General features: G+C 68.2%; 1 protein-coding gene. It reads right to left on the bottom strand.

The annotated features are described in order from the left end of the window. A partial coding sequence (locus AAE045_RS23510; protein ID WP_455549727.1) for a formylglycine-generating enzyme family protein occupies positions 1–719 on the bottom strand: 719 nt, incomplete at both ends.

The raw sequence follows: 719 nt of genomic DNA, 5'->3' as shown, positions 1-719 counted from the left end.
GCCTTGGTGGCCTGCACGTAGCGGCGGAAATCGGCGACCGTCACTTCGGTGATAGACATCGCAAAGCCGCGCTCGAACCGCACGTAATGCGAGGGTTTCTCGGCATCCGTCGCGCCCAGTTCGTTCTCGGCGGCGCCCATCTGGAATCCGCCATGCGGCACCACGATCATCTGGGGCCCGCGGCCACCATCGCGCAGGGCATCGCTGAACACCTGCCGCGGCCGGAAGCTGCCGTAAGGGGTGACCAGTTCGATGCGCTCGCGCAGCTGGCCCACGACGGGATCACCGGGCAATGCGATGCGCAGGGCATCTTCCAGTTTCTGCCGCGCCGGCTTGAGACCCTGCGGCGTGGCCAGATCACGCAGGCCCTCGTTGCGCAGCCGCGCCAGGGTGTCAGAGCGGATGTTCTCGATGCGCTCGAAGGCATCGGCGATGGTGATCGAAGAGTCACGCACCTTGGCCGCTTCGGCCAGCCACGTCCCCGCGGTCGCAAAGTCAGTGGCCCGCGCGGCCGTTTCCGCACGCCGGATCAGGGCGCTCTCTGCGGCGGCCAGCCCCTGCCGGGCACGAGGATTGTCCGCGTCCAGCGCCAGCGCCTCGCGGAAATTGGGGATGGCGCCATCGCCGTCTTCGCCGATGCGATCGGCACGCAGATCCTCTTCACCGGCGCTGTTGTAGGCCACCACGCGCTGGGCGATCTCCACCCGCGACTGCAGCTC

Origin of the sequence: Dryocola clanedunensis, from assembly GCF_038405435.1 — a bacterium.
In the GTDB taxonomy this organism is placed as follows: Bacteria; Pseudomonadota; Gammaproteobacteria; order Enterobacterales; family Enterobacteriaceae; genus Dryocola; species Dryocola clanedunensis_A.
Note: the sequence above shows the minus strand (reverse complement) of the source record. Positions and strands in the feature narration are given on the sequence as shown.